The organism is Bradyrhizobium sp. (assembly GCF_030697065.1).
Lineage (GTDB): Bacteria > Pseudomonadota > Alphaproteobacteria > Rhizobiales > Xanthobacteraceae > Bradyrhizobium.
Window position 1 is genome coordinate 1 of sequence record NZ_JAUYQU010000124.1, and the last position, 3683, is coordinate 3683.

Sequence of the window (3683 nt, forward strand, 5' to 3'; positions counted from 1 at the left end):
CACCGCCAGCGAGGCGATGATAGCGTCGCCGCGGTTGCTGACGATCGCATCGAGCAGCGTCTCGAACCGCCGCATCTGGACCGTGCAGGTCACCTTGATCTCTTCACACAGCAATCTGGCCAGATCGACGTTGAAGCCGGCGGGATTGCCGTCGGGGCCGGTGAAATTGAACGGCGGATAGTCGGTTTCGGTCAGGAACCGGATCACACTGAGCCGGGACAGGTCGGGCCTGTCAGGCCGCCGGCGCGGGTCCCAGAACCCGGGCACCGCCTGCGGGGCGGCCTCCACGGCGGGCTTTGCCGGCATTTGCGCCTGTACCGGGCCAGCGGACAGCGTCACAGCCAGCAAAAGCCCCGCCACGGCCAGGATGGCGCGGACAGGGGGCTTTCCGCCAAGGAACAGGAGGATCTGCGGCTGCATTGACGACGGTTTTTCCGGATTCGACGGCCTTATAGACCATCGGGCGCGCGACGCGAACGTGGTTTATCGCGGGGTACCCCAGCCTGCCCCGGCTCAGAGGTAGCGCTTGAGGTCGGCGGCGGCCTCCTCGGGCGTCCGTTTCAGGTTGAACGGGGCCACGAACTTGCCGTCGCGGTCCATCAGGTAGATCAGCGCGGTGTGATCCATGGTGTAGTCGCCGTCTTTCAGCGGCACCTTCTTCGCGTAGACCCGGTAGCTCGAGATCACCTTGGCCACCGCCTCGGGGCTGCCGGTCAGCCCCTTCAGATGCGGATCGAGGCTCGACAGATAATCCTTCATCGCCCCCACGGTGTCGCGCTCCGGATCGACCGACACGAACCAGGCATTGACGCGGTCGGCGTCCTTGCCCATCGCCCGCAGCACCTCGGACATCTCGAACAGCGCGGTCGGGCAGATGTCGGGGCAATGGGTGAAGCCGAAGAAGATCACCGTCGGCCGCCCCTTGAGATTGGCCTCGGTCACGGTCTGACCGGTCTGATCGACCAGTTGAAACGGCCCGCCGATGGCGGCGGGGGCCGCCACATTGCGCAATCCGCCCGACACCCACAGCAACAGCACGAGGCCGACCACCAGGCTGGCGCCGAAGGCGGCGAGGATGACCAGCGGACGAACGGCCTGCGCGCGGGTGGGTTGATCCTTCATGAAAATTCCTAATGTCCCGGGATCAGAAGCAGGCGGAGATGCCGGAAGCGATCATCTCGAAAAACACCGCGGTACCGTAATGGAACCAGAGCCCCAGCGCGCCGGTCAGGACGATGGCGCCGAGCGCCGCGCTGCCGATAACGATCGCCGACGCGACTTTACGTCCCGGCGACAGGATCGAAGGCAATTCGGGTTGCGTGGAAACCGGCTGAGCCATGCACGACCATCTGAAGGGGCTGACACTGACCGGCGTTGCCGCCGGTTCGCCTGCCTGTTCCGTTCAGATAGGGCTAGTCGGGCTGCCGGGCAAGCGTGGCCGGATCGGGCCTGATCACTTCACGCTGACCGACCGCACGGTCCCGCCGCGACGACGGCAGCGGCGCGGCCTGCGCATCGAGGTAGCAGGGCTTGTACATCGCCTGCAATTGCTTGCCGCGCAGGAAAATCATCTGCGATTTCAGCCCGCCACGCTGCGCGATCCAGCGCCGCACCGGCGCCGGATACATCGAATACAGCATCTGCGTGGCTTCGGGGTTGGTGACCGCGCGGCCATTGGCGCCGATATCCCATGCGGCGTGGAAGCCCAGGCTGGCGGCAGACGTCACGCAGATCCTGTCGTGCGGCACCGCGCCGAGCACGATGGTGCAGGCCGAGGCGCAGAGACCGTCGATGATCACCTGCTCGCCCGAGCTGCGCAGACCCTGGTACTTGTCGACGTAAGTGCCGATCCGGCCGCCGCGGTCATCGGCGATGCGAACCACAGCATGGCTCGCCCCCATCCCCGCCATCAGGAGAACCGACGCGAGCAACCCCGTCACGAGCTTCATGTTCCAGCCCCAGTCCAAACCTGCGAACCCGAATCTGCTGCCTTGTGCGATGCAAGGCTTATCGCCAGCGTGTTGCGGGATCGCGATTTTGTCCAGATGGCGGAGACCCCTCCAAACAAATTCAAATTGAGTGTTGCATGCACGCTGCACCCGGCCGCGGGAAAGGTCCCAAACTGGAACAAGTGAACGAATCCTTCTACGTCCTGACGAGCTTGGCGCATCCTGCGCCGCTGCCTGCCGATTGCCGTTGACCGCGGTAATGGGTGCGGGCTTCAATCGCCGGAACGGGGGAAAATGATGCGATGGCACAGGATGCGGACGTAATCGTGGTCGGCGCGGGCCTTGCCGGCCTGGTCGCGGCAACCGAAATCGCCGACGCCGGCAAGCGGGTCATCGTGGTCGACCAGGAGGGCGAACAGAGCCTCGGCGGCCAGGCCTTCTGGTCGTTCGGCGGATTGTTCCTGGTCGACAGCCCGGAACAGCGCCGGCTCGGCATCAAGGACAATTTCGATCTCGCGATGCAGGACTGGATGGGATCGGCGGGGTTCGACCGCGACGACGACCACTGGCCGCGGCGCTGGGCCGAAGCCTATGTGGCGTTCGCGGCCGGCGAAAAGCGCGGCTGGCTGCGCGCGATGGGCCACCGCATCTTCCCGGTGGTCGGCTGGGCCGAACGCGGCGGCTATGACGCGATGAGCCACGGCAATTCGGTGCCCAGGTTCCACGTCACCTGGGGCACCGGTCCCGGCCTCGTCGAGCCGTTCGAGCGGCGCGCGCAGCTGGCGCAGGGCAGCGGCTACCTGACCTTCAAATTCCGCCACCGCGTCGATGCGCTCAGCATCACCAACGGCACCGTCGACGGCGTCAGCGGCACCATCCTCGCGCCCGACGATGTCGAGCGCGGCAAAAGCTCTTCGCGACAGGCCGCCGGCGAGTTCAGCCTGCGCGCGCAGGCCGTGATCGTCGCCTCCGGCGGCATCGGCGGCAATCACGACCTGGTGCGGCAGAACTGGCCGAAACGCCTCGGCGAGCCGCCGAAAAACATGATCTCCGGCGTGCCCGAACATGTCGATGGCAGGATGATCGGGATCACCGAGAAAGCCGGCGCGCGGCTGATCAACCGCGACCGGATGTGGCATTATGTCGAGGGCATCCGGAACTGGGCGCCGATCTGGCCGCGCCACGGCATCCGCATCCTGCCCGGGCCGTCGTCGATGTGGTTCGACGCCACCGGAAAGCGCCTGCCCGCGCCGCTGTTTCCGGGCTCCGACACGCTGGGCCAGCTGCATTACATCATGGGCACCGGCTACGACTATTCCTGGTTCGTGCTGACGCAGAGCATCATCAAGAAGGAGTTCGCGCTTTCCGGCTCCGAACAGAACCCCGATCTCACCGGCAGGAGCTGGCTGGCGACCGCGCGGCGCGCCACCAACAAGGGCGCGCCCGCGCCGGTCGAAGCCTTCAAGACCAACGGCGCCGACTTCATCGTGCGCGACAATTTCGAGGATCTCGTCGGCGCCATGAACGCGCTCAGCGGCGACAATCTGCTGAAGCCGGAATATCTGAAAGCCCAGATCGAGGCGCGCGACCGCGAGATCGCCAATCCCTATGTCAAGGACGCGCAGGTGATGAACATCCACAATGCGCGAAAATATATCGGCGACCGGCTGATCCGCACCGCCAGACCGCACCGCATTCTAGATCCCGCGCAGGGCCCCCTGATCGCCGTGAAAC

Annotated in this window: 5 protein-coding genes; 1 reads left to right on the plus strand and 4 read right to left on the minus strand. The window is 65.7% G+C overall.

The genetic code is table 11. The features are described from left to right. The 4 genes from Q8R73_RS10290 to Q8R73_RS10305 all read right to left on the minus strand — a co-directional run. A partial coding sequence (locus tag Q8R73_RS10290; RefSeq protein ID WP_305719440.1) for a transporter substrate-binding domain-containing protein occupies nucleotides 1-420 on the minus strand: 420 nt, incomplete at its 3' end. Between the two features lie 93 nt (nucleotides 421-513). Beyond that, nucleotides 514-1122: an SCO family protein gene (locus Q8R73_RS10295; protein ID WP_305719441.1), complete on the minus strand. Its 609-nt coding sequence runs from the start codon at nucleotides 1120-1122 to the stop codon at nucleotides 514-516. A gap of 22 nt (nucleotides 1123-1144) precedes the next feature. After that, nucleotides 1145-1339: a hypothetical protein gene (locus Q8R73_RS10300; RefSeq protein ID WP_305719442.1), complete on the minus strand. Its 195-nt coding sequence runs from the start codon at nucleotides 1337-1339 to the stop codon at nucleotides 1145-1147. A gap of 73 nt (nucleotides 1340-1412) precedes the next feature. Beyond that, a complete protein-coding gene (locus tag Q8R73_RS10305) occupies nucleotides 1413-1949 on the minus strand; it encodes a hypothetical protein (protein ID WP_305719443.1) in 537 nt (178 codons plus the stop codon). A gap of 302 nt (nucleotides 1950-2251) precedes the next feature. On the opposite strand from Q8R73_RS10305, the gene Q8R73_RS10310 reads away from it, so the two are divergent. After that, nucleotides 2252-3683 (plus strand): FAD-binding dehydrogenase (locus tag Q8R73_RS10310; RefSeq protein ID WP_305719444.1); only part of this gene is annotated, 1432 nt, incomplete at its 3' end.

Coding starts and splice junctions, on each gene's coding strand:
- Q8R73_RS10305 (WP_305719443.1), bottom strand. CDS start 1,949: ATGAAGCTCGTGACGGGGTTGCTCGCGTCGGTTCTCCTGATGGCGGGG.
- Q8R73_RS10295 (WP_305719441.1), bottom strand. CDS start 1,122: ATGAAGGATCAACCCACCCGCGCGCAGGCCGTTCGTCCGCTGGTCATC.
- Q8R73_RS10300 (WP_305719442.1), bottom strand. CDS start 1,339: ATGGCTCAGCCGGTTTCCACGCAACCCGAATTGCCTTCGATCCTGTCG.